A 23,832-nucleotide genomic window follows, 5' to 3' on the forward strand; every position below is an offset into this window, starting at 1 on the left:
GTCCGTGGCGACGGAGGGATTGCCGAAGGCGACGTCGGGGAACAGAAGGGACGCGCGCCGGTGCCGGTACGACCGGGCGGGGGCCGCGCGCCACGCCTCCGGCACCCGCCGGGGGCCGGACGACCCGACTGGAGAGCCTGACGTGACCATTCGACGTTTCAGCGCGGCGGTCTTCGCCGCGGCGCTGCTCACCCCCGGCCTGGCCGCCTGCAACAACTCCGGGAGCGGCGAGGCGGGGGCCTCCGCATCCCCGTCGGTCTCCGGCAGCGCCGCCCCGGGCAGCGCCTCGCCCGGCACCTCCGACGCCAAGCAGGCCCTGCTGAACTCCACCAATGAGATCCGTAACGGCAACTTCCGGTTCACCATGACCGGGGTGGGCTCCACCGCCGAGGGGCAGGTGCACCAGCCCAGCCAGAGCGCCCAGATCAAGCTGAGCATCGGCGACGCGTCCTCGGACCTGATGATGAACCTCGACGTGATCCACGCCAAGCCGGACAGCTGGGTGAAGCTGGACCTCGGCGGCAAGTCGGCCAGCGGCATCCCCGGCGCGCAGAAGCTCAGCCTCGGCAAGTACCAGCACCTCGACCAGACCCGGATCAAGGGCAACAAGTCGCTCGGCTTCGACTTCGACAAGATCGACCCGGCGGGCAGCGCGGTGCTGACCCAGGGCATCACCGAGGTCCGGCAGACCGGCGAGGGCAGCTACGCCGGCACCCTGGACGTGTCGAAGGCCGCCGAGGCCGGTTCCGTCGACGCCACGGTGATCACCGCGCTGGGCGCGCAGGCCAAGTCGGTGCCGTTCACCGCGAAGCTGGACCCGCAGGGCCGGCTCAGCGAGATGGTGGTCCAGATCCCGGCCGCCGGCCAGAGCGCCGCGCAGGACATCAAGATCACCTACTCCGACTACGGCAACGCCACCGCCGCCCAGAAGCCCGCCGCCGACCAGGTGGTCGAGGCGCCGCAGGAGCTCTACAACCTGTTCAACTGACTCCGGTCGGCCGGCGGCGGGACGGTCCCGGACCATCCCGCCGCCGGCCCCTTCGGGCCGGCGCGGCAGGGCAGACGGTGCGGGTCCACCGGTAGTACGCTGCGCCGTCATGGGCATCTCCCGGCACGGACGTACCGAGCGCCTCGACCTGGCCGACCCCTCGCTGCGCGAGTGGACCTGCCGGGTGGTGCACGTCGACCCCGAGCGTGGCATCGTGCTGGACCGGTCCGCCTTCTACCCGGGCGGCGGCGGCCAGCCACCGGACCACGGGGTCCTGCTGTGGCAGGGGGTACAGACCCGGATCGTCGGCACCCACAAGGGCGACGACCTGTACCTGATCCCCGCCGAGGGCGACCCGGTGCCGCCGGTCGGCGTCGAGGTCCAGGGGGCGGTCGAGGACGAACGCCGGTTCACGCTGATGCGTACCCACTCCGGGCTGCACGTGCTCTGCGGGGTGGTGTTCCGTGACTTCGGCGCGTTGGTGACCGGCGGCAACATGGAGCCCGGCGAGGCCCGGATGGACTTCAACCTGCCGCAGGTCCCCGAGGGCTTCAAGGGGCTGCTCGAAGAGGCGGTCAACAAGGAACTGGCCACCGACCGGCGGGTCTCCGTGCGGGTGCTGCCGCGCGACGAGGCGCTGGCCATCCCCGACATCGTGCGCACCCAGACCAACCTGATTCCCCCGGACGAGCAGGAGGTCCGGATCGTCGACATCGAGGGCCTCGACGTGCAGGCCGACGGCGGCACCCACGTCGCGTCCATCGGGCAGGTGGGGCGGCTCCAGATCGTCAAGGTGGAGAGCAAGGGCCGGCAGAACCGCCGGGTACGCGTCCGCCTCGCCGGCTGACCCACCCTCCCGCCGGCCTGCGTGGGCCGCACCGGCTCCGCCGGTGCGCTGCGACCGGTCGGCCGGCCCCGGTGCGCTGCGACCGATCGGCCGGCCCTGGCACGCTGCGACCGGTCGGCCGGCCCCGGTTCGCCGCGGCGGCGTGCGCTCATGACTCCGGGGTCGACCGGGCGGCGTCGATCCGGGCACGTGCGCCGTCGAGGGCACGCTGGCAGTCCGCGGCGAGCCGCTCGCCGCGCTCCCACAGTGCCAGCGACTCCTCCAGTGAGGTGCCGCCCGCCTCCAGCCGCTCCACCACCTGGGCCAACTCGGCGCGGGCCTGCTCGTAGCTGAGCCGCTCGTCGGGCTTCCGGTCGCTCATCTCGTCCTCGTCTCCTGCACGGTCGCGGTCAGCTCACCCTCGGCGAGGCGTACCCGCAGCGGATCGCCCCCGGCCACCTCGTCGGCCGCCCGGACCACGTGCCCGTCGGCCCGCTGCACGATGGCGTAACCCCGCTCGAGGGTGGCCGCGGGGGAGAGCGCACGCAGCCGGGCCACGGTGTGCCCCAGCTCGTCGGTGGCCGCCCCGAGCCGGTGGGTCAGGCTGCGGATCGACCGGTCGCGCAGCGCGGTCACCTCGGCGGCCCGCTGCTCGACCATCACCTGCGGGCGGGCCAGCACCGGACGGGACCGGAACAGGGCCAACCGGTGCGACTCCCGGTCGACCAGGTTGCGGACCGCCCGCTCCAGCCGGGACCGGGCCTGGCCGATCAGCCGTACCTCGTCGGCCAGGTCGGGGACGACCCGTTTGGCCGCGTCCGTGGGGGTGGACGCGCGGACGTCGGCGACGTAGTCGACCAGCGGGGCGTCCGTCTCGTGGCCGATCGCGCTGACCACCGGGGTACGACAGGCGAAGACCGCCCGGCACAGCGCCTCGTCGGAGAAGGGCAGCAGATCCTCGATGCCACCGCCGCCCCGGGCCAGGATGATCACGTCGACGCTCTCGTCGGCGTCGAGGACCCGCAGCGCGTCGACGATCTGCGACACCGCCCCCGGCCCCTGCACCGCCACGTTGACCGTGCGGAACTCCACCGCCGGCCAGCGCCGCCGGGCATTGGTCAACACGTCCCGCTCGGCCGCCGACGCCCGACCGGTGACCAGGCCGATCCGCTGCGGCAGGAACGGCGGCCGGCGCTTGCGGGACCGGTCGAACAGCCCTTCGGCGGCGAGCAGCTTCTTGAGTTTCTCCAGGCGGGCCAGCAGCTCACCGAGCCCGACCTGACGGATCTCGTCGGCGCGTAGGCTGAGCGTGCCCCGGGCCGCGTAGAACTCCGGCTTGGCGTGCAGCACCACCCGGGCGCCCTCGCGCAGCTCCGGCGCACCGGCGTCTAGGACGTCCCGGTTGGTGGTGACGGTGAGACTGAGATCGGCCGACGGGTCGCGCAGGGTGAGAAAGACCGTGCCCGCCCCCGGCCGGCGGCTGATCTGCGCCACCTGCCCGTCGACCCAGACCCAACCGAGCCGGGCGATCCAGGCGCCGACCTTCTGGCTGACCACCCGGACCGGCCAGGGCTCCTCGGGGGTGCTGCGCGGGGCGTCGGTCACCCGCCCACCCTACGGTCCGCCCCCGACGACCCGGGGCGGCCCCGACCGACCGCGCCACGTGTCCCGCCGTACCCCCGCTGTGGCCCGGGTCGCAGCCGCTGCCGGGCGAGATGCCGGCACGTACGATGGGCGGGTGACCGAGGCTGAGGCGACCCCCAAGACCGGCAAGCGCGTGCTCCTGGCCAAGCCCCGCGGATACTGCGCGGGGGTCGACCGGGCGGTGCAGACCGTCGAGGAGGCGCTGAAGCTCTACGGCGCTCCGATCTACGTCCGTAAGCAGATCGTGCACAACAAGCACGTGGTGCGGACCCTGGAGGCCCAGGGCGCGATCTTCGTGGAGGAGAACGAGGAGGTGCCGGAGGGCGCCACCGTCGTCTTCTCCGCGCACGGCGTCGCGCCCGAGGTCTACGAGCAGGCGAAGGCCCGGTCGCTCAAGGCGATCGACGCGACCTGCCCGCTGGTGACCAAGGTGCACCAGGAGGCCAAGCGGTTCGCCGCGGAGGACTACGACATCCTGCTGATCGGCCACGAGGGGCACGAGGAGGTCATCGGCACCGCCGGGGAGGCCCCCGCCCACATCCAGCTGGTCGACGGCCCCGACGACGCCGACCGGATCACCGTGCGCGACCCGAACAAGGTCGTCTGGCTCTCCCAGACCACCCTGTCGGTGGACGAGACGCTGGAGACGGTGGCCCGGCTCAAGACCCGGCTGCCGCTGCTCCAGTCGCCGCCCAGTGACGACATCTGCTACGCCACCTCCAACCGTCAGCACGTGGTCAAGGAGATCGCCCCGGACTGCGACGTGGTGATCGTGGTCGGTTCCCGCAACTCGTCCAACTCGGTACGCCTGGTCGAGGTGGCCCTGGACGCCGGTGCCCGCGCCGGGCACCTGGTCGACTTCGCCCACGAGATCGACGACGCCTGGCTGGCAGGTGCCACCACCGTCGGGCTGACCTCCGGCGCGAGCGTGCCGGACGAGCTGGTCCAGGAGGTGCTGGCGTACCTGGCCGCGCGCGGCTTCACCGACGTCGACGAGGTGGTCACCGCCAACGAGCGGCTGACCTTCTCGCTGCCGCAGGAACTCAAGCGGGACATGAAGGCCGCCGCGCGCGGCTGACCCGGCAGGCCGGTCGATGCGTCGCCGTGCTCCGCGAGCCACCGGAACCGGATCCGGCCGCCCGGAACGGATCACCGGCGGGGCGCGTCCCAGTGGTATGAGAACTCCTCGGATGGTGCCCGTCGTGCTGGCCGTCGGCCTGGCGCTCGCCGGCTGCGGCAGCGGCGACGGTGCCGACGTCACCGGCCCGCCGGCCACGCCGACCGGCTCCCCGACGGCTTCGGTCACCCCGCCGGCCACCGGGACGCCCGGCACGCCGCCGGCCTCGGCGGCCCCGTCCGCCCCGCCCGCCGGCTCGCTGCCGCCCGGCGGGGTACAGCCCCCACCGGGTGGGGTGAAGCCGCCGCCCGGCGGCCCGCGACTGCCACCCGGTCCGGGCGCGACCGAGCTGACCGGCACCGTCGAGTCGGGGGTGGAGCCGGGTTGCCTGCTGCTCGACGGCCACCAACTGGTCGGTGGCCCGGCCGACGTGCTCGTCGCCGGGGCCAGGGTCAGCGTCACCGGCCGGTCCCAGCCCGACCTGATGAGCACCTGCCAACAGGGCATTCCGTTCCTGGTGGAATCGGCCCGCCGGTCCTGAGCGGCTACGGGGTCAGGGCCGCTCGTCGGTGGGGAGCAGCTCCGGGGCCTGGGGCTGGCGGGGGGCCACCTCGACCTGGCCGGGTGTGCCCAGCTCCTGGTCGGAGACGCCCAGCTCGGCCAGCTTGCGCGCACTGACCAGCACCCGCGCCTCCAACGAACCGACCGCCCGGTTGTACGCCGTCACCGCGCCGCCGAGCGAGGTGCCGAGCCTGCCGACGTGGTCGCCCAGGGTGGACAGTCGGCCGTACAGCTCGCGGGCCAGCGAGTGCACCGCCACCGCGTTGCGGGCCAGCGCCTCCTGTCGCCACGAGTACGCCACCGTCCGCAGCAGCGCGACCAGGGTGGCCGGGGTGGCCAGCACCACGTTGCGGGCGAACGCGTGCTCGAGCAGCGTCGGATCGCGCTGCAACGCCACGTCCAGGAACGGGTCGGCCGGCACGAACAGCACCACGAACTCCGGGGTGTCGTCGAACGCCGCCCAGTACGTCTTCGCGGCCAGCGCGTCGACGTGCCCGCGCAGGTGCTTGGCGTGCCGGTCGAGATGGGTGTTCCGCCCGGGTTCGTCACGCGCCTCCATCGCCGTCAGGTAGGCGTCGAAGGGGGCCTTGGCGTCCACCACCACCGTCCGTCCGCCGTGCAGCCGGACCACCAGGTCGGGGCGGACCCCCTGGTGGTCGGTGGCGGCGGTGACCTGCTCGCTGAAGTCGCAGTGCTCCAGCATGCCGGCCGCCTCGACGATCCGGCGGAGCTGGTGCTCGCCCCAGCGTCCGCGTACCTGCGGGGCGCGCAGCGCGGCGACGAGCTGCTTCGTCTCGGTGCGCAGCTCGCCGGAGACGACCCCCATCGAGCGGACCTGTTCGCGCAGCTCGGCGTAGGCGTCCACCCGGTCCCGTTCCAGCTCTCCCACCCGTTGCTCGTAGCGGCGCAGGGTGTCGTGCAGCGGGGCGACCGCGCGGGCCACCGCCTCCTGGGACTGGGCGGTCGCCTCGTAGCTCAGCGCCCGCATCGACTGCTCCAGCCGGCTCTCGCCCTCCCGGGTGGCGGCGAGGGTGGCCTCCAGCCGGGCGATCTCGGTGGCCGACCGGGAACGGGCGGCGTACCAGCCGACCGCGCCACCGGCGGCGAGGCAGACCACCACCACGGCCAGCGTAGAGAAGTCCATCACCAGAGCTTGCCAAACGGGTACGGCTCGACGCCCCCGGGTACGTTCGGAGGATGGAAATCGTGCTCGTGCTCATCCTGGTCGCCATGCTGGCCGGCGGTTTCGTCTGGTGGCGGCGGGAGAAGGCGGCCCGGGAGGCGCGCAGCCTCGCCGACGTCCGCGCCGACGCCCAGCGCTGGTACGAACGCCTCGGCGGCCAGGTGATGAACCTGCACGGCGACGAGCCGGCGGTGCGCCAGGCCCTGGTCGACGCCGGTGAGCGGTACAACGCGGCGGGCAGCCAGCTGGAGCAGGCGCGGACCGTCCACCAGTTCCGACTGGCCCGGGAGACCGCCCTGGAGGGCCTCGCCTACGCCCGGGCCGCCCGGGTGGCGCTCGGCCTGGACCCCGGGCCGGAGCTGCCCCCGCTGGCCGCCGCGCAGGGGAGCGGGGAGATCACCCGGGAGCGTCAGGTGGACGTGCAGGGGCAGACGTTCAAGGCCGGTCCGCAGCCCGGCCGGGACACCCCGTACTACTACCCGGGCGGGCGCTACCAGGGGCGGCCGGTGCCGGCCGGCTGGTACTCGACGCCCTGGTGGAAGACCGCGCTGGGGGCCGGCGTCGGTGTGGTCGGCGGGATGCTGATCGCCGACGCGCTCTTCTCGCCGGCCTTCGCCGACCCCGGTTACGGTGCCGGCTACCAGGAGGGCTTCGGCGACGGCGCGGACTTCGGCGGCGACTTCGGCACCGCCGGGGATCCGGGCGGCGATTTCGGCACCGCGGGTGACTTCGGTGGGGGCGATTTCGGGGGCGGTGATTTCGGGGGCGGCGACTTCTGATCCGGTGCCGCCGGTCGGCAGCCCCGCAGGGATACGGAGTCCGGCCCGGCCGCCGCCCCCGCCACCGCCGGGGCGGCGGCGGGGGCGGCGTCGGTCAGCCGGTGTTGCGCATCCCGGCGGCGATGCCGTTGACCGTGGTGAGCAGGGCGCGCTCCAGGGCCGTACCGTCGCTGGGGGCGCGTCGGCCGCCCGGCGCGGTGGCGACCGCCCGGCCTGCCGCCCCGGAGTCGCGGTACTGCCGCAGCAGGGCCACCTGGAGGTGGTGCAGCGGCTCCAGGTAGGTGTCGCGCACCGCGAGGGTGCGCTGGAGCACCGGCGAGTTCTCCAGCAGGGCCGGCGAGGAGGTGACCGCCAGCACCTCCTGCTTGGTCAGTTCGTACTCCTGCTCGATCTTGTCGAAGATCGGGTGCAACTGCTCGGGGACCAGCGTCTCCACGTACCGGCGGGCGATGCTGAGGTCGGTCTTGGTCAGCATCATCTCCACGTTCGACAGGAACGTGCGGAAGAAGTGCCAGTTGCGGTTCATCTCGGTCAGCACGTCCTCCAGGCCCGCCGCGCGGGCGGCGGCCAGCCCGGAACCGACCCCGAACCAGCCCGGCACGATCTGCCGGGTCTGCGTCCAGCCGAACACCCACGGAATGGCCCGCAGGCCGCCCAGACCGGCCCCGGTGTTGGGCCGCTTCGCCGGCCGGGAGCCGATGTTCAGCGCGCCCAGCAGCTCGGTCGGGGTGGAGGCCCAGAAGTACGCCGGCAGGTCCGGGTCCTCGACCAGGCCCCGGTAGGACCGGAAGGCCGACTCGGAGACCACGTCCATCGCCGCGTCCCAGCGTTCGAGCTGCTCGGCGGGCTGCCGGGGGGCGGTGTGCAGCAGCGTCGCCTGGAGCACCGCGGCCACGGTCAGCTCCAGGTTCTCCCGGGCCAGCGCCGGCAGGGTGTACTTGTCGGAGATGACCTCGCCCTGCTCGGTCACCTTGATCGCGCCGTCCAGGGTGCCGTACGGCTGGGCCAGGATGGCCTCGTGGGTGGGGCCGCCGCCCCGGCCGACCGTGCCGCCCCGGCCGTGGAACAACCGCAGGTGCACGCCGTGCCGGGCGGCCACGTCCCGCAGCGCCCGCTGGGCCCGGTGGATGGACCACTGGCTGGTGGTGATGCCGGCCTCCTTGTTGGAGTCGGAGTAGCCCAGCATCACCTCCTGCACGTCGCCCCGGGCCGCCACCAGCGCCCGGTAGGCCGGCAGGGAGAGCAGCTCGTCGAGGAGCTCACCGCCGGCGTTCAGCTCGGCCGGGGTCTCCAGCAGCGGCACGAAACCGATCCGGGCCCGCCCGGTGTGCACGTCGACCAGGCCGGCCTCGCGGGCCAGCACCACCGCGGCGAGGACGTCGTCCACGCCGAGCGTCATCGAGATGATGTACGACTCGATGACCTCACCACCGAACCGGTCCTGCGCCTCGCGGATCGCCCCGAACACGTCGAACGTCTTGCGGGCCGCCTCGGTCAACGGGGTGTCCAGGGCGGACAGCGGCCGGCGGCCGGTCAGCTCGTCGGCGAGCAGCTTGGTGCGCTCCAGCCGGCTCAGCGACGGGTAGTCCGACACCTCGCCGACCGCCGCGTAGAGCTGGGTGAGCACCTCGTGGTGCTTCTCGGCGTGCTCCCGGACGTCCATGGTGGCCAGGTGCAGGCCGAACGCGGAGACGGTACGGATGGTCGAGGCCAGCCGGCCGACGGCGGTGAGCTGCCCGGAGTTGCGGGCCAGCGAGGCACGCAGCAGTTCCAGGTCGGCGACCAGCTCGGCGGAGCCCTGGTAGTCCCGGCCGGGCACGTGCGGGGTGCCGGCGCGCAGCCGTTCTCGGGTGTTGGCCAGTTTCGCCTTCACGCAGCGGGCCTTGAGCCGGTAGGGCTCCTCGGCGTTGACCCGGCGGAAGCGGGGGGCCACCTCGGGCAGCGCGTCCAGGTCGGCGGCGAGGCTGGCCGACAGGTCCAGCGACACCGCGCGCAGCCGGCGGGAGACGGAGACCTCGTTGACCAGGTGCTCCATCGCCGCCTCGGTGGCCGCGATGCCGTGCTCGTGCTGGATGCGCAGCACCTCGCGGGTGACGGCGGGGGTGACGAACGGGTTGCCGTCCCGGTCGCCGCCGATCCAGGTGCCGAAGGTCAGCGGGCGGGACGTCGGCGAGGTCTCCACGCCGAGGGTCCGCAACGTGTCGGCCAGGTCGTCGAGGACCTGCGGGGCCGCCTCCGCGTACAGGTCGCGCAGGTAGTAGATGGCGTTGCGGGCCTCGTCGGTCGGGTCGGGCCGGTCGAGGCGCAGCTCGTCGGTCTGCCACATCAGGTCGAGGAGTTCGGCGAGGCGGCGGTTGGCCGGGGCCTCGTCGCTGGCGCCGTAGAGGATGGCGTTGGCGGTCTCGGCGTCCAGCTCGTCGGCGATGGCGCGCAGCTTGGACAGGATCGACCGGCGGGCCGCCTCGGTGGGGTGGGCGGTGAAGACGGGGCGTACCGCGAGCCGGCGGGCGGCGGCGGCGATCTCCTCGGCCGGCACCCCGCGCTCGGCGATCATCTTGGCGGCCTGGTCCAGCCAGCCGCCCTGGATCGCCCGGCGGCGGCGCAGGTCCCGGGCGCGGTGCACCTGCTCGGTGATGTTGGCCAGGTGGAAGTAGGTGGAGAAGGCGCGGGCCAGTCTGGTTCCGGTGGTCACGTCGAGCCCGCCGAGGCGCTGCGCGGCGGCCGGGGCGTCGGAGCGGACCTGGGCGCGGATCTCCTCGACCAGGTCGAGCAGCGGCCGGCCCTCCTGGCGGGCCAGGGTCTGGCCGAGCAGGGTGCCGAGCCGACGGATGTCGGCCCGCAGGGCGGCGTCGGGCCCGTCGTGATCGTGCTGGTCGGTCACGTGCGCTCCTTACGTGAGTACGAAGGACAGCGCTGTCCGACTCCCTGGATGGTATCCGCGCGGCCCGGTCGGGGAGGAAGGGGTGCGGTGTGTCACGTTCCCCACGATCGACGTGGCCTCACCGGGTCGTCCCCGTCGAGTCGACCCGTCGGTTGCGGAACAGGGCGGCGGTGAGCAGGCCGGACACCCCGAGTACGGCCCAGAGCAGCAGCCCGGCCAGCGGCCAACGGGTGGACCGCCAGTCGAAGTAGACCACCGACTTGAGTAGGTCGGTGGCGAGGCCGGGGACGTTCCAGCGGTGCATGCCGCGCAGCGCGGCGGGCAGGAACTCCGGGGCGTAGATGCCGCCGGAACCGGGGTTGCCGAGCACCACCAGCAGCAGGATCACCAGTCCGGTGCCGAGCAGGCCCAGCCAGCCCTGCACGGCGGTGGCCACCATCGCGGCGGTGAACACGGTGAGTACGCCGACCGCCGCCACCGCGACCAGGTCGTGGTCCCAGACGCCGAGCACCGGGCCGACCAGCACCGCGCCGATGATCCCGAGCAGCAGCGCGTGCACCGCCAACGAGCCGATCCGTAGCCCGGCCCGGCGCAGGCCGCGCGGGGCGGTGCCGAGCGAGACGCCGAGCGCGGTCGAGGCCAGGTAGCCGCCGAGCACCAGCCCGACGGCCAGGTAGAACGGCACCAGGCCGCGCGGGTCGTCGGGGGATACGGGCACCTGGTCGGTGACGGTCAGCGGTAGCCGGGCCTGCTGGGCGGCCGGGGTGAGGACCCCGGTGACCAGTTCGGTGGCGGCCGGGGCGGAGGCGCTGGCGGTGGCCAGGGTGAGCGTGCCGTCGGGGGCCGAGGTCAGCACGGCGTACACCTGGCGGGCGGTGAGCGCGTCGTCGGCCGCGCCGGGGCTGTCGTACCCGACGGGTTCGATGGTGTCGGTGCGGGCGCGCACCGCGGCCAGCAACGACTCGGCGCGCTGGTCGCCGGCCACCACGCCGACCGGTACGTCCCGGGGGTGCGGCTGGTGCAGCGCGCCGACGTAGGCCGCGATGAACGCGGTGGCCAGCACCAGCGTGCCGACCAGCAGCGCCACCGTGCGGGGCAGCCAGTCCCGGGTACGCGGCTCGTCGTCCACACCGCCCAGCCTATGGGCATAGTGCCCGGTTTGTGGTGTTTACCGGCTCGTGACCCGGGAGCCGGTGATGTTCGCCGGCACCGGCTGGCGCTGGCAGCGGCCGTCGACAGTGGTGCGGGACGTGGCTGCCGGGAGATCCTGCACTGGCTGATGGCCACCGGCCGGTTCCGTCGCCGCCGAACGGCCGGCTCGGTGCTTGTCGTCGGGACCTCCAACAACCTCCCCGACGCCCGGGACGTCTTCCGGGCGCTGCGGAACATGGGGAGCGGGTCTGCTCGGCGGGTTCCCGGCGATCGTGGTCGGCCGCCCGAAGGCGTGGGACCTCGCCCGCCCGTTGCCGCTGGCCGAGCGGTTGGCCTGGGCCGCCGCCCAGGGGGCTGCCATCAACCCGCCCAGGGGGCTGCCATCACCCGTGCGCTGGCCGCCTGCCATCACCCGCGCGCCGGCTGCCCTGCCATCACCCGCCCAGGGGGCTGCCATCACCCGTGCGCTGGCTGCCTGCCATCACCCGCGCGCCGGCTGCCCTGCCCACCCGGATCGGGTGGTGGTCTTCGGCGTCGACCTCTGCCACACCGACCCAACTCATCCTCCCGTACGGCGGGGAGATCGTGGTCGACACGGTCGAACGTCGGATCATGGTGCGCTCCTGAACGATCGGCGCTACCGGGCGTCTGGTTTCCCGCGCGACAACACCGGCATCCGGTGCGCCCTCCACCAGCCCGCGTGCCTTGAGCCAGTCGATGGCGGGCCGTGCGTCGGACACCCGGTACTGGGCACCGACGATTCACCAGTCCGCGTGTTGAGCCGGTCGATGGCCGAGCGCACCACCTGGCGCGACACCTCGAACTCCGCGCACAGCTCGGTACCCGAGGCGGGGCGGCGCCGGTCGGGGGCGGCGCGTCCAGCCGGCCAGGTGCTCCATGCGCCACGATCGGGATGCCGGCGGAGGAGATCAGGGCAACGGGGTGGACGGGAAACGGATGACCCAGATCGTCAGCACTGTGGCGGGCCGGTCCCGGTGGTCAGATTGTGGAGAGTTGTTGTCGCCAGGGCCGCAACAACTCTCCACAATCCCACGACCGAACCGGCGGTGCCGCTCGGAAGCGGGGAGACCCGTGCGGTGGCCAGCGCCAGCGTGCCGACCGGCAGCGCCGCCGGGCGGGGCAGTCAGTCCGGGTACGCGGCTCCTTGTCGATCGGCCTAACCGATGACCCTAATGTCCGTTCTGTAGGTTTCGTCGGATGATATCCGGGTCAGTCGATCGTGGCGAAGGCGCGGACCGGGAAGGTGCCCATGCCGGCCACCCGGGGCGGGGCGGCGGTGAACCGGAAACCGGTCGGGGGCAGCGCGTCCAGGCCGGTCAGGTGCTCCACGATCGGGATGCCGGCGGCGAGCAGGGCGCTGTGCGCGGGGCGCTCACCGGCGGCGGCCGGGGTCATGTCGTCGATGTTGATCGAGTCGATGCCGACCAGGGCGGCACCCGCCGCCACCAGCGCCTCGGCGCCCTCGCCGGTCAGGTAGGGCGCCTCGGGGGTGGCGTACCGGTCGGTGCCGAAGTACGCGTCCCAGCCGGTACACAGCAGCACCGCCCGCCCGGCCACCTCGTACGGGGCCAGCAGCAGCGGGTCCACCGCTCGGGTGCCGGCCGGCACCCTGACCAGCGCCCCGGGCAGGTCGGCGAGGCGGTCCACCGGAACGCCGGCCAGGTCGACCCCGTCGGCCCAGCGGTGCGCGGGGGTGTCCAGGTAGGTGCCGGTGTTGGCGATCATGTCGATCCGGCCCACCTGGAACTCGACGCCGGGGGCGTAGTTCGCCCGGGACGCCTCCAGGGTCAGCCAGTCGGTGATCCGGGGGGTGGGCCAACCGGGCAGGGTGGTCATCCCGTCGGTGATCACGTGGCTCAACTCGACCAGCCGCCGCCGACCGGGGGCGGCGGTGGCCACGCCCCGGCCACCCTGGTGCGGCTCCTCGATGATCGTCTTCTCGCTGATCCGCACCTCGGCCACCATGAGCAGCCCGAGGTGCCGGACCAGGAGCGTGGCAAGGGCGTTGTCCGTGATGTCCGGGTCGGGGATGTCCAGCCGGAAACCCTCGGTCCGCAACCCGCCACCGTTGGCGAAGGTGATCTCGGCGTCGAACCGCGCCCGGTGCTGCCTCGTCATGGCCTCACCGCACCATGCCCGGCGTACCCGGTCAACATCCGTCCGACGGCCCCGGCACCCTGGAAAAGAGCGAAGGTGCCGTGCAGGGGGGCTGCACGGCACCTTCGGGGTTGCCACGAGGTGGGCAACCCGGGCCCGGCAGGGGGTGTCGGGCCCCCCCGAGCGGGCCCGCGTGCCCCCGTCCGGCCGCCTGTCCGGCGACCGTTCCGGGCCGACGCGATCAATCTTCGCCTTCGGGGTGGCCTTCGTTCTTGTAAAAATGTGCTCAGTTGGGCGGTCAGTCAGCGGCCGGTCGCTTCGGGACGAGCAACGTGCGCAGCCGGGCCGGTGGATGGCCGACCTGCTCCCGGACCACCCGGCTCAGGTGCGCCTGGTCGGTGAAGCCGTAGTCGCTGGCCAGCCGGCCCAGCGGCCGACCATCCGGCTCGGCGAGGGTGTCCAGCACCGCCCGGACCCGTAGTCGGTTCCGGTAGGCGGTGAGGCTGCTGCCGGTGACCCGCTGGAAGACCCGGCTGAGGTGGTGCGGCGAGGCACCCACCGCCCGGGCGACCTCGGCGAGACCCAGGGTGAAGTCCGAGGTGGCCAGCACCTCGCGGGCCCGGTCGGCGAGTTGCCGGTGAGCGGCCATGGTCGCCGGCCGCCGACGTACCGCGCGGTCGATCTCGGCCCCTTCGTCGTCCCCGGCCAGGGCGCTGTGTTGGAGCAATCGGCCGAGGAACCGGTGCAGCCGCTCGGCCATCTCGAACCGGTCCAGCCCGCGCAGGGACTCCGCCACCAGCAACCGGTGCGCCAGGTCCAGGGAGGCGTCCGAGTGGCCGTCCCAGCCGGACCGGTCGAGCCAGCGGGCCCCGTCCGGTCGGTCCGCCAGCACCTCCGGGTCGATCTCCAGACAGGTGAACGAGTCGCCGCAGCCGTAGGGGTGCGCCGCTGACTGTTCGTCACCGGGCCGGGTGATCACTAACGAGGTGGGGTCGACGAGCACCGAGCGGCCGTTGATCCGGTAGTGGGACGCGCCGGAGCGGCCCAGCACCACCTTGTACTTGTCGTCGGCGACGGTCTCCGTCCAGTCGGGGTTCTCGACCATGCACTGGCCCTGGTAGACGAGGATCCCGTCCGGGTGGCCGAGCACCCGCCAGCGGGCGGGCGTGGTCTTGCGGCGCGGATCGCTGCCTGTTCCCTCGGGCATTCGGTTCCCCCAGGTGCTCGCCGACCAGCACGGCGGCCGATCGTCTCCGGTAAGAGATAGTGTCGAATCCGTAGACCCCCCGTCCAGACCGGGCGCGGGGTGATCGTCGTGCCCGTCTCGGAGTTGATCTCGCATGCTCACCGGACTCTTCGCCGCCGCCCTGGCCGACCCCGGGCTGGCCAGGGCGCGTGACCTGGCCCGCTCCGGCGCCGCCCAGGTGGACGGCCTGGACCTGACCGCCCCGGCCGCGCTGCGCCCGTTCGCGGTCGCCGCCGTCGCCGCCGACGGGCCGGCCGGTGGGGCGGGACGCCCGGTCCTCGCGGTGACCGCGACCAGCCGGGAGGCCGACGACCTCGCCTCCGCGTTGGGCAGCCTGCTCCCGCCGGAGCAGGTGGCGGTCTTCCCGTCCTGGGAGACGCTGCCGCACGAACGGCTCTCGCCCCGCTCCGACACGGTCGGCCGGCGGCTGGCCGTGCTGCGCCGGCTCGCGCACCCGGGGTCCGCCGACGCGCACGGGCGTACCGGCCCGCTGCGCGTGGTGGTGGCACCCGTGCGCTCACTGCTCCAGCCGCAGCTCAAGAGGCTCGGCGACCTGGAGCCGGTGCAACTCGCCGCAGGCGAGGAGGTGGATCTCGAAGAGGTCGCCCGGCAGCTCACCGACCTGGCGTACGCCCGGGTGGACCTGGTCACCAAGCGCGGCGAGTTCGCCGTCCGGGGCGGCATCCTGGACGTCTTCCCGCCCACCGACGAGCACCCGTCGCGGGTCGAGTTCTGGGGCGACGAGGTGGAGGAGATCCGCACCTTCGCCGTCGCCGACCAGCGGACCATCGAGGGGGTGCCGATGCTCTGGGCACCGCCCTGCCGGGAGCTGCTGCTCACCCCGGCGGTGCGGGAGCGGGCCGCCGTCCTCGGGCGGGAGCACCCGGAGCTGGCCGAGATCCTCGACAAGCTGGCCGAGGGCATCCCCGTCGAGGGGATGGAGTCGCTGGTGCCGGCGCTGCTCGGCAGCGAGAGCCTGGAGCTGCTGGTCGACACCATGCCGGCCGGCACCCACGTGCTGCTCTGCGACCCGGAGCGGATCCGCACCCGGGCGCACGACCTGGTGCGTACCTCGGAGGAGTTCCTCCAGGCGAGCTGGGCCGCGGCCGCCGTCGGTGGCCAGGCCCCGGTCGACCTCGGCGCCGCCGCCTTCAAGTCCCTGGCCGAGGTACGCGCCACCGCCCGCGCCCTGCGCCAGCCCTGGTGGACCCTGGCCCCGTTCGGGCTGGTCGAGGCGGACACCGCCGGCCCGGCCCGGCAGCCCTGGGAGGACGCGCCGGCCGAGGTCGACGTGACCCCCGACGACGCGATCGCGGTCACCCTGGCCGCCCAGCCCGCCCCGCTCTACCACGGTGAGACCGACCGGGTGGTCGACGACCTCAAGCGCTGGACCGGCGAGGGCTGGTCGGTCGCGTTGGTCTTCGAGGGGCACGGCCCCGCCCAGCGGGCCGTCGAGGTGCTGCGCGACGCGGGCCTCGGCGCCCGGCTCACCGAGGAGGTGCCGGCCGCACCGGCCCCCGGCGAGGTGCTGGTCTCCTGCGGCTGCCTGAGCGCCGGATTCGTCGACGAGGCGTCGAGGTTCGTGCTGCTCACCGGCAACGACGTCAGCGGCAGCCGGGGCAGCTCCACCCGGGACATGCGCAGGATGCCGAGCCGGCGGCGCAACACCATCGACCCGCTGGAGCTGAAGGCCGGCGACTTCGTCGTGCACGAGCAGCACGGCATCGGCCGGTACGTCGAGCTGGTGCAGCGCACCGTCAACGGCGCATCCCGGGAATACCTGGTCATCGAGTACGCGGCGAGCAAGCGCGGCCAGCCCGGCGACCGGTTGTTCGTCCCCACCGACCAGCTCGACCAGCTCTCCCGCTACGTCGGCGGCGAGCAGCCCACCCTGCACAAGATGGGCGGCTCGGACTGGCAGAAGTCCAAGGCCCGCGCCCGCAAGGCGGTCCGGGAGATCGCCGCGCAGCTGATCCAGCTCTACGCCGCCCGCAAGGCGTCCAAGGGGCACGCGTTCGCCCCGGACAGTCCCTGGCAGCGGGAACTGGAGGACGCCTTCCCGTGGCAGGAGACGCCCGACCAGTTGGCCGCCATCGAGGAGGTCAAACGGGACATGGAGCAGACCGTCCCGATGGACCGGCTGATCTGCGGCGACGTCGGGTACGGCAAGACCGAGATCGCGGTCCGGGCGGCGTTCAAGGCGGTGCAGGACGGCAAGCAGGTGGCGGTGCTGGTGCCGACGACGCTGCTGGTGCAGCAGCACTACAACACGTTCGCCGAACGGATGAACCAGTTCCCGGTGACCATCCGGCAGCTCTCCCGGTTCCAGACCGCCAAGGAGAGCGAGCGGACGCTGGAGATGGTCGCCGACGGCACCGTCGACATCGTGATCGGCACCCACCGGCTGCTCCAGACGGCCACCCGGTTCAAGTCTCTCGGCATGGTGGTCATCGACGAGGAGCAGCGGTTCGGCGTCGAGCACAAGGAACACCTCAAGACGCTGCGCGCCTCGGTCGACGTGCTGAGCATGTCGGCCACCCCGATCCCGAGGACGCTGGAGATGGCGATCACCGGCATCCGGGAGATGTCGACCATCGCCACCCCGCCGGAGGAGCGGCACCCGGTGCTGACCTTCGTCGGGGCGTACGACGACCGGCAGGTGGCCGCGTCCATCCACCGGGAGCTGCTCCGCGACGGGCAGGTCTTCTACCTGCACAACCGGGTCGAGTCGATCGACCGGACGGCGCGGAAGCTGCGCGAGCTGGTGCCCGAGGCGCGGGTGGCGGTGGCCCACGGGCAGATGGGCGAGGAGGCCCTGGAGAAGGTGATGGTCGGCTTCTGGGAGAAGGAGTTCGACGTCCTGGTCTGCACCACCATCGTGGAGTCCGGCATCGACATCCCGAACGCCAACACGCTGATCGTGGAGCGGGCCGACCTGCTGGGCCTGGCCCAGCTGCACCAGATCCGGGGCCGGGTGGGCCGGGGCCGGGAGCGGGCGTACGCGTACTTCCTCTACCCGCCGGAGAAGCCGCTCACCGAGCACGCGCACGAGCGGCTGGCCACCATCGCCCAGCACACCGAGCTGGGGGCGGGCATGTACGTGGCGATGAAGGACCTGGAGATCCGGGGGGCCGGCAACCTGCTCGGCGGCGAGCAGTCCGGGCACATCGAGGGCGTCGGCTTCGACCTGTACGTCCGGATGGTGGGCGAGGCGGTGTCGGCGTTCAAGGGGGAGAACACCGAGGAGGAGACCGACGTCAAGATCGATCTCCCGATCGACGCGCACCTGCCGCACGACTACGTCGGGGTGGAGCGGCTGCGGCTGGAGATGTACCGCAAGCTCGCCGAGGCGCGCGACGAGGAGCGGCTGCGCGAGGTGGTGGCCGAGATGACCGACCGGTACGGCGAGCCGCCCGCCCCGGTGCAGAACCTGGTCGCGGTGGCCCGGTTCCGGCTGCTGGCCCGCCGCTACGGCCTGACCGACGTCAGCATGCAGGGCAGGCACCTGCGGTTCGGGCCGCTGCCGCTGCCCGACTCGAAGCAGTTGCGGCTCAAGCGCTACCACCCGGACTCGGTCTACAAGGCGGCCACCGACCAGGTCAGCGTGCCCCGGCCGAGCACCCGCCGGATCGGCGGCGAGCCCCTGCGGGACCAGGCACTGCTCCAGTGGTGCGGCCAGCTTCTCACCGACGTCCTCGGCGAACCCGCCCCGCTGGCCGGCGCGCGGGCGTGAGCGGTCGCGCGCCGGCCAGCGGGTGGGCGTGAGCGGTCGCGCGCCGGTCCGGCGGGTGGGCGTGGGCGGTCGCGCCGGTCCGGCGGGTGGGCGTGAGCGGTCGCGCGCCGGTCCGGCGGGTGGGCCGCCGTACCCTGCGTTCGGCGGCATAGCGGGCGGACGTGGACGGGCGGGGCGGGCGCCTGACGGCAGGCCGGCCCGCCCGGGTCGGGCGGCGTGGAGCGCTGGTGGGGTCGCAGCTCCCGGTGGGCGGCGTCACCGTACCCGGGTAGGCATGAGAGAGTGACCGTCATGCGTGCACGCCGTCTCATCGCCGCCGCCAGCGTCGCGGCCCTGGGTGTCCTCTCCCTCTCCGCCTGCGGCAAGGCATCTCCGGATGTGGCCGCATACATCGGCGACAGTCGTTACTCGGTGGCCCGGGTGGACGCGATCTACGCCGACGCGCAGGCGAAGTACGCCGACGCGGTACGCCAGGGTGCGGCCCAGGCCGGGCAGACCCCCGGCCCCGAGCAGCTGCGGGCCAGGGTGACCCGGCAGGACGTGGTGAACCTGCTGGTCAGCATCGACCTGGGTAAGCGGGTCGCGGCCGGCAAGAACCTCCAGGTGCCCGACCAGATCACCCCGGACCAGCTGGCCGGGCAGCTCCAGATCCCGCCGCAGGCGGAGTACGTGCAGCTGTGGGGCGAGTGGGCCGACCTGTTCGCCGTGCTCAGCCAGCAGCTCCCCCCGGCCGACCTGAGCGACGAGTCAGTGATGGCGGTCTACCACGCGATCGAGAAGACCGGTGGTATCGACAAGGGGCTGCCGGTGGCCCAGGTGCGGCAGCTCTTCGGCGACGGCGGCTTCGTCCGCAGCGCCTCCGCGTTGAGCGCCGCGCTCGGGGAGCAGGCCGACACGGTGGATGTCGAGGTCAACCCCCGGTACCGGCCGCTCGGCGTCCCGGCCTGGGTCAACAAGGGGCAGGAGCTGGTCTTCTACGCGTTGCCCTACATCGACGCCAGCGGCCCGGTGACCGACGTGTCGACCCCCGAGCCGGTCGGCAGCCCGACCCCGGCGCAGGGACCGGTGGCCTCCTGAGCACGTCCCAGCGGATCGTCCTGCTGGTCACCTCGCCCCGGTTGCCGGCGGGGCTGCTGACCGCCGCGGCCTGGGACACGCTGCGCTCCGCGCCGGTGCTGACCGGCGCGGAGAGCGCCCAGGTCACCGCGGTACGCGCGGCCGGCGTCGAGGTCACGGTGGTGTCCGGCGGGGCGACCGACGCGTTGCTGGCCGCGGCGGCCACCCACGGTACGGCGGTGTGGCTGGCCGGTCCCGCCGGTGACGCGACCCTGGCCCGGGAACTGGGCCTGCGGCTGGCCCGGCAGCCAGGGCTGGCCGAGCTGGAGCTGATGTACGGCTCGTGGGATCCGCCGGGAGCCCGGCTGCTCGACGCGGTGGAGGTGATGGACCGCCTCGCCTCCCCGGGCGGTGACCCGTGGAAGCGGGCGCAGACCCACCGCAGCCTCGCCGGTTTCCTGATCGAGGAGTGCTACGAGGCGTACGACGCGATCAACGACGGCGACACCGACGCGCTCCGCGAGGAGCTGGGGGACGTGCTGCTCCAGGTGCTGCTGCACGCCCGTCTCGCGGAGGAGCTGCCCGAGGGTGAGCGGTGGAACGTCGACGACGTGGCCGGCATCCTGGTCGACAAGATGGTCCGGCGCAATCCGCACGTCTTCGCCGGTGCCGAGGTGGGCTCCCTGGCGGACATCGAAGCCAACTGGGAGCGGATCAAGCAGGCCGAGAAGGCCCGCACGTCGGTGCTGGACGGTGTCGCGCTGAGCCAGCCGGCCCTGTCCCTGGCCGCCAAGGTGCTGGACCGGGCGGGTCGGGCCGGGCTGACCGTCCCGCTGCCGTCCCCCGACGCCCAGCCCGACCCGGAATCCCGCCTCGGTGCCGCGCTCCTCGCCCTCGTCGCCGAGGCCCGCCGGGCGCACCTGGACCCCGAGGCCGCCCTCCGCCAGACCACCCTGGCCCTTCCCCTTTCCACCCGCACTCCCCCCACCCCGTCGAGTTGATCAGAACGTCCAGGTCAGGCCGCGCGGTCTGCTGACGTGAACCTCGTGATCACCGGGGCGGGACCGGGTGGGACCGGGGCCGGGTAGGGTCGGTGGGTGGGGTTCTTCGTGCCGCTCGCGGAGCGGATCGTCGATGCGGTGCTGGAGAGTCGGCCGGGGCTGGCCACCTCCAGCGGGGACCACCGGTTCGACGACCGGTTGCCGGATCTCTCCGGGCCGGCGGTGGCGGCGGACCAGGCGATGCTGAAGGAGGCCGCCGACGCGCTCGCCGAGGTCGACGCGGACGCGCTCGACGTCGAGGAGCAGGTCGACCACGCGCTGCTCAGCGCCCTGGTCGACCGGGAACTGTTCGAGCTGGGCGAGATCCGGGTGCACGAGTGGGATCCGCTGGCGCACAACCCCGGCCCGCTGCTGCACGCCCTGCTCGCCCGCCCGTACGCCCCGGTGGAACAGCGACTGGCCCACCTGGTCGGACGCCTGACGGCCGTACCCGATGCGCTGGCGACCGCGCGGGCGACGCTGCGCGACATGCCCCGGATCCACGCCGAGACGGCGGTCGGGCAGTTCGCCGGCACCGCCGCGCTGATCCGCGACGAGGTGCCGCTCCTGCTCGCCCAGGCACCCGCGCTCGACGGCACGGTCGGGCCGGCGGCGAGGGTGGCGACCGCCGCGCTGGACGAGTTCGTCGGCTGGCTGCGCGCCGGGCTGGCCGCCGACGCCGGTCCCGGGCGCGACCCCCGGCTGGGCCGCCGCCGCTGGGAGGCCCGGCTCTGGCACACCCTCGACACCGAGCTGGGCGCGGCCGAGGTGCAGCGCCGCGCCTGGGACAACCTGGACCGGGTCACCGCCGAGATCCGCGCGGCGGCCGTCGAGCTGGTCGGTGGTCCGGCCGACGACGAGACGGTACGCCGGGCGCTCGACCTGCTGGCCGCCGAGCACCCCGACGACCACTCCATCGTGGACCTCGCCTCGGTCAGCCTCGACGAGGCCGCCGAGTTCGTCCGGGTGCACGACCTGGTCAGCCTGGTCGACGACCCGTGCGTGATCCAGGAGATGCCGGAGTTCGCCCGGGGCGTCGCGGTGGCGTACTGCGACTCGCCCGGCCCGTTGGAGCCGGCCGACCTGCCCACCTTCTACTGCATCGCGCCGACCCCGGCGGACTGGCCGGCGCACCGGGTCGAGTCGTTCTACCGGGAGTACAACGACCACATGATCCGCAACCTGACCGTGCACGAGGCGATGCCGGGGCACTTCCTCCAGCTCGCCCACGCCCGCCGGTACGCCGGTCCGACCCGGGTCCGGGCGCTGACCGAGTCGGGGGTGTTCATCGAGGGGTGGGCGGTCTACACCGAGGAACTGATGGCCGGCCTCGGCTTCGGTGGCCTGCCGGTCCGCCTCCAGCAGCTCAAGATGCAGCTCCGGATGACCATCAACGCGCTGCTCGACCAGCTGGTGCACTGCGACCAGATGACCGAGGCGGACGCGTTGGCGCTGATGACCGGGCGCGGCTTCCAGGAGGAGGGCGAGGCGGCCGGCAAGTGGCGGCGGGCGCTGCTCACCTCGACGCAGCTCTCCACGTACTTCGTCGGCTACAGCGAGATGGCCGACGTCGCCGCGTCCCGTCCGGCCGGGGTGCCGGTGCGGGACTGGCACGACGCGATGCTCGCCCACGACTGCCCGCCCCCGCGCCACCTGCGCACCCTGCTCGGCATCTGACCGCCTGCCCGGCTCAGCCGCGGGCGGCGACGGCGTCGATCAGCCAGCGGGAGATCGAGTACGCCGGTGGCAGCTCCGCCGGCAGCGCGTCCACCGGGAACCAGCGCGCCCGGACCAGCTCCCGTCCGTCCACCACCGGCGCGGCACCGGGATCGGCGACGGTGGCGGTGAAGCCGGCGAGCAGCACCCCCGGCCCGGAGATCGCCCAGGGTTGGCTGCCGAAGTAGTCGATCGTGTCGAGGCCCAGCGAGACCTCCTCGCGGACCTCCCGACGGACCGCCGTCTCCAGCGACTCGCCGGCCTCCACGAAGCCGGCGACCAGCGCCCACAGCTCGGTCGGCCCGGACGCGTGCCGGACCAGCAGCAGCTCGGTGGGGCCGCCGTCCGGGCCGGGGCGGGTGATCGCGGTGAGCACCGCCGGGGAGAGCCGCAGCGGCACGTACAGGCCGCAGTCGGGGCAGCGGCGGGCCGTCTCGCCCGGCACGTCGGCCAGCGCGGCCCGGCAGGCCCCGCACCAGCGGTGGGTACGCCGCCAGGTGGCCACGGCCACCGCCCGCCCGGCGAGCGTGGCGACCGGCTCGGGCAGCTCGGCGGCGAGCGCCCGCCAACTCCGCCACCGGCCCCCCGGTCGTCGGCCACCGGTCGGATCCCCGTTCCCGGTCGTCTCCGTCAGCCAGGCGGGCAGACCGTCGAGCGTGCCCAGCGGCACCCACCCGGTGCCGGCCGGCAACTCGCCGACCCGGGGCAGGCCGCCGTCGGGGGTGGTGAGCAGCCGGGTACCGGCCACCACCAGGCCCAGGTCGTCCGGCGCGGGTGCGGGGTCGGTGTGGCGTACCGCCGGCTGGACGTCCGCCGGCGGATTGCCCTGCCCACCGGCGTCGTCGGTCGGGGGAGTGGGACGGCCGGGAAGCGGAACGGTCACGGCTTCGTCGGCCGGCGGTCCGTCACCCCGGCACCGGGCGGCAGGTCGAACGCCGTCGGCGTCACCGAGTCGGTGTAGCGGTCCAGGGTCAGCTCGACCGGTCGGCCGTCGAGCGTCCCGGTGAAGCTGCCGAGCACGCCTTCGCTGGTGACGCAGGCGTCGAAGTCCCCGGCCTCCCGGCGGACCTCGACACAGCTGGCGTGGTGCCCGGTGATCGTGGTGTCGGTCTGCTTGACCTGGGCGCGCGGGTCCAGGGCGGCCTCGGTGAGCAGCCCGATGACGGCGGGCGGGGTGACCAGTCCTACCTTGCGGGCCTCGGTGAAGAGCGGGACGGCGGCCTTGCCGGACATCAGCACGGGCGGCACGACCGTGCAGGTGGTCCGCCCGGCGGCGGTCTCGCAGCGGGTGATGGCCTGTTCGGAAACGGTGATCTTGCCGGCCGTCCAGGTGTACGCGGAACGGGCCGGCTCCTTCTCCTGGGCGATGGTGATGGTCCGGTCGCCGGGGAGCCGGTACTCGGCGGTCCAGGTCCGGGCCAGTGACTCGTCGAGCCGGGTGGCGAGGTCGTTGACCAGATCGGACCGGCCGAGGGTGCGCCCGGCGTCGTCCAGGGCCTGACAGCCGGTGACGGTGAGCAACGCGATGACCGGCACGGCGAGCACGCGGAGGGTGGTCGAGACGGCGGGCATGGCGACCAGCGTGGTCGATCGGGTCCACCGGGCGCAAACCGGTTGCCGGTTGAGCGGCGAGAATCCGGGAATGTCCGTCTCGGCGGGCCGATCAGGGGTCGGCCACGTGTCCCCGGCCGCCGTGCGCCGGGATGCGGCCCGATACGCTGCGTTCAACATCTGCCCCAGCCGCACCGTCGCGGCCCATACCGGATTCGCACAACGAACGAGGAGCGACTCA

General features: G+C 73.6%; 19 protein-coding genes. 9 read left to right on the plus strand and 10 right to left on the minus strand.

All coding sequences use genetic code 11. From position 1 onward, the window contains the following. Positions 1-142 precede the first annotated feature (142 nt). Together O7612_RS05475 and O7612_RS05480 are read left to right on the plus strand one after the other, a co-directional pair. The gene (locus O7612_RS05475; RefSeq protein ID WP_282271030.1) at positions 143-988 is read left to right on the plus strand and encodes a hypothetical protein; all 846 of its coding nucleotides are present in this window, start codon (positions 143-145) and stop codon (positions 986-988) included. 109 nt (positions 989-1,097) lie between these two features. Further along, positions 1,098-1,835: an alanyl-tRNA editing protein gene (locus tag O7612_RS05480; protein ID WP_282271032.1), complete on the plus strand. Its 738-nt coding sequence runs from the start codon at positions 1,098-1,100 to the stop codon at positions 1,833-1,835. A gap of 148 nt (positions 1,836-1,983) precedes the next feature. Here the strand turns inward: O7612_RS05480 and O7612_RS05485 are convergent, their stop codons facing one another. Next, complete coding sequence (locus O7612_RS05485; protein WP_282271033.1) at positions 1,984-2,196, minus strand: exodeoxyribonuclease VII small subunit; 213 nt, start codon at positions 2,194-2,196, stop codon at positions 1,984-1,986. Further along, on the minus strand, positions 2,193-3,419 hold the full coding sequence (xseA, locus tag O7612_RS05490; protein WP_282271035.1) for an exodeoxyribonuclease VII large subunit: 1,227 nt from the start codon (positions 3,417-3,419) through the stop codon (positions 2,193-2,195). Before xseA ends, O7612_RS05485 begins: the two co-directional genes overlap by 4 nt. Before the next feature lie 133 nt (positions 3,420-3,552). On the opposite strand from xseA, the gene O7612_RS05495 reads away from it, so the two are divergent. Both O7612_RS05495 and O7612_RS05500 read left to right on the plus strand, forming a co-directional pair. Further along, positions 3,553-4,536: a 4-hydroxy-3-methylbut-2-enyl diphosphate reductase gene (locus O7612_RS05495; protein ID WP_282271036.1), complete on the plus strand. Its 984-nt coding sequence runs from the start codon at positions 3,553-3,555 to the stop codon at positions 4,534-4,536. A 97-nt stretch (positions 4,537-4,633) separates the two neighbouring features. Beyond that, positions 4,634-5,116: a hypothetical protein gene (locus O7612_RS05500; RefSeq protein WP_282271038.1), complete on the plus strand. Its 483-nt coding sequence runs from the start codon at positions 4,634-4,636 to the stop codon at positions 5,114-5,116. A 12-nt stretch (positions 5,117-5,128) separates the two neighbouring features. Here the strand turns inward: O7612_RS05500 and O7612_RS05505 are convergent, their stop codons facing one another. Further along, complete coding sequence (locus tag O7612_RS05505; protein ID WP_282271040.1) at positions 5,129-6,280, minus strand: DNA recombination protein RmuC; 1,152 nt, start codon at positions 6,278-6,280, stop codon at positions 5,129-5,131. A 53-nt stretch (positions 6,281-6,333) separates the two neighbouring features. Here O7612_RS05505 and O7612_RS05510 point away from each other — a divergent pair, with 53 nt between their 5' ends. After that, a complete protein-coding gene (locus tag O7612_RS05510) occupies positions 6,334-7,098 on the plus strand; it encodes a hypothetical protein (RefSeq protein ID WP_282271042.1) in 765 nt (254 codons plus the stop codon). 94 nt (positions 7,099-7,192) lie between these two features. On the opposite strand, the gene ppc is transcribed toward O7612_RS05510, so the two are convergent. The 5 genes from ppc to O7612_RS05535 form a co-directional block, all read right to left on the minus strand. Then, on the minus strand, positions 7,193-9,979 hold the full coding sequence (ppc, locus tag O7612_RS05515) for a phosphoenolpyruvate carboxylase (RefSeq protein WP_282271043.1): 2,787 nt from the start codon (positions 9,977-9,979) through the stop codon (positions 7,193-7,195). 118 nt (positions 9,980-10,097) lie between these two features. Further along, positions 10,098-11,108 carry a hypothetical protein gene (locus O7612_RS05520; RefSeq protein WP_282271044.1) on the minus strand — a complete coding sequence of 337 codons (1,011 nt, stop codon included), beginning with the start codon at positions 11,106-11,108 and terminating at the stop codon, positions 10,098-10,100. Positions 11,109-11,565: 457 nt separating this feature from the next. Then, on the minus strand, positions 11,566-11,871 hold the full coding sequence (locus tag O7612_RS05525; RefSeq protein ID WP_282271045.1) for a hypothetical protein: 306 nt from the start codon (positions 11,869-11,871) through the stop codon (positions 11,566-11,568). Positions 11,872-12,361: 490 nt separating this feature from the next. After that, entirely contained in the window at positions 12,362-13,270 is a 909-nt protein-coding gene (locus O7612_RS05530; protein WP_282271047.1) for a cyclase family protein, read from the minus strand. A 277-nt stretch (positions 13,271-13,547) separates the two neighbouring features. Then, complete coding sequence (locus tag O7612_RS05535; protein WP_282271049.1) at positions 13,548-14,456, minus strand: helix-turn-helix domain-containing protein; 909 nt, start codon at positions 14,454-14,456, stop codon at positions 13,548-13,550. A 133-nt stretch (positions 14,457-14,589) separates the two neighbouring features. Between O7612_RS05535 and mfd the strand changes: the two genes are divergently transcribed. The 4 genes from mfd (at position 14,590) to O7612_RS05555 (ending at position 22,001) form a co-directional block, all read left to right on the plus strand. Beyond that, the gene (gene mfd / locus O7612_RS05540; RefSeq protein ID WP_282271051.1) at positions 14,590-18,228 is read left to right on the plus strand and encodes a transcription-repair coupling factor; all 3,639 of its coding nucleotides are present in this window, start codon (positions 14,590-14,592) and stop codon (positions 18,226-18,228) included. 291 nt (positions 18,229-18,519) lie between these two features. Continuing rightward, positions 18,520-19,305 carry a hypothetical protein gene (locus tag O7612_RS05545; protein WP_282271053.1) on the plus strand — a complete coding sequence of 262 codons (786 nt, stop codon included), beginning with the start codon at positions 18,520-18,522 and terminating at the stop codon, positions 19,303-19,305. Next, positions 19,302-20,285 (plus strand): nucleoside triphosphate pyrophosphohydrolase, encoded by a 984-nt coding sequence (locus O7612_RS05550; protein WP_282273810.1) that lies wholly within the window; start codon positions 19,302-19,304, stop codon positions 20,283-20,285. The genes O7612_RS05545 and O7612_RS05550 overlap by 4 nt, the downstream gene beginning before the upstream one ends. A gap of 96 nt (positions 20,286-20,381) precedes the next feature. Next, positions 20,382-22,001, plus strand: a complete 1,620-nt coding sequence (locus O7612_RS05555) for a DUF885 domain-containing protein (protein WP_282271054.1) — start codon at positions 20,382-20,384, stop codon at positions 21,999-22,001. 13 nt (positions 22,002-22,014) lie between these two features. Here the strand turns inward: O7612_RS05555 and nudC are convergent, their stop codons facing one another. Together nudC and O7612_RS05565 are read right to left on the minus strand one after the other, a co-directional pair. Continuing rightward, positions 22,015-22,923: an NAD(+) diphosphatase gene (gene nudC / locus O7612_RS05560; protein WP_282271056.1), complete on the minus strand. Its 909-nt coding sequence runs from the start codon at positions 22,921-22,923 to the stop codon at positions 22,015-22,017. Continuing rightward, positions 22,920-23,612 (minus strand): hypothetical protein, encoded by a 693-nt coding sequence (locus O7612_RS05565; protein WP_282271058.1) that lies wholly within the window; start codon positions 23,610-23,612, stop codon positions 22,920-22,922. The genes nudC and O7612_RS05565 overlap by 4 nt, the downstream gene beginning before the upstream one ends. Between the last annotated feature and the right edge of the window lie 220 nt (positions 23,613-23,832).

Source organism: Micromonospora sp. WMMD987 (assembly GCF_029581435.1).
GTDB lineage: Bacteria > Actinomycetota > Actinomycetes > Mycobacteriales > Micromonosporaceae > Micromonospora > Micromonospora rifamycinica.

Excerpts from the sequence above, each read along its gene's own strand:
- O7612_RS05480 (WP_282271032.1), top strand. The coding sequence starts at position 1,098 with ATGGGCATCTCCCGGCACGGACGTACCGAGCGCCTCGACCTGGCCGAC.
- O7612_RS05485 (WP_282271033.1), bottom strand. The coding sequence starts at position 2,196 with ATGAGCGACCGGAAGCCCGACGAGCGGCTCAGCTACGAGCAGGCCCGC.
- O7612_RS05500 (WP_282271038.1), top strand. The coding sequence starts at position 4,634 with ATGAGAACTCCTCGGATGGTGCCCGTCGTGCTGGCCGTCGGCCTGGCG.
- O7612_RS05505 (WP_282271040.1), bottom strand. The coding sequence starts at position 6,280 with ATGGACTTCTCTACGCTGGCCGTGGTGGTGGTCTGCCTCGCCGCCGGT.
- O7612_RS05510 (WP_282271042.1), top strand. The coding sequence starts at position 6,334 with ATGGAAATCGTGCTCGTGCTCATCCTGGTCGCCATGCTGGCCGGCGGT.
- O7612_RS05530 (WP_282271047.1), bottom strand. The coding sequence starts at position 13,270 with ATGACGAGGCAGCACCGGGCGCGGTTCGACGCCGAGATCACCTTCGCC.
- O7612_RS05535 (WP_282271049.1), bottom strand. The coding sequence starts at position 14,456 with ATGCCCGAGGGAACAGGCAGCGATCCGCGCCGCAAGACCACGCCCGCC.
- mfd (WP_282271051.1), top strand. The coding sequence starts at position 14,590 with ATGCTCACCGGACTCTTCGCCGCCGCCCTGGCCGACCCCGGGCTGGCC.
- O7612_RS05545 (WP_282271053.1), top strand. The coding sequence starts at position 18,520 with ATGCGTGCACGCCGTCTCATCGCCGCCGCCAGCGTCGCGGCCCTGGGT.
- O7612_RS05565 (WP_282271058.1), bottom strand. The coding sequence starts at position 23,612 with ATGCCCGCCGTCTCGACCACCCTCCGCGTGCTCGCCGTGCCGGTCATC.